Annotated in this window: 1 pseudogene; it reads left to right on the forward strand. The window is 46.5% G+C overall.

What is annotated here, in order from left to right:
• Positions 1-202 (forward strand): annotated as a pseudogene (gene sdhA / locus BB427_RS09235) (succinate dehydrogenase flavoprotein subunit); the annotation flags it as partial.

The raw sequence follows: 202 nt of genomic DNA on the forward strand, positions 1-202 counted from the left end.
ATTCAATACTGCGCGAATTGAAGCATTAGAACTGGATAACTTAATGGAAGCAGCGGTGGCTACGATGCATGCTGCGGAACATCGTAAAGAAAGTCGCGGTGCGCATGCGCGCGAGGACTTTGCAGAACGTGACGATGTGAACTGGTTAAGCCATTCACTTCATTACAAAGAGGGAAATCGATTGGTCTCTGTCTCTTATACA

This window comes from Pseudoalteromonas sp. BMB (assembly GCF_001709235.1).
In the GTDB taxonomy this organism is placed as follows: Bacteria; Pseudomonadota; Gammaproteobacteria; order Enterobacterales; family Alteromonadaceae; genus Pseudoalteromonas; species Pseudoalteromonas maricaloris.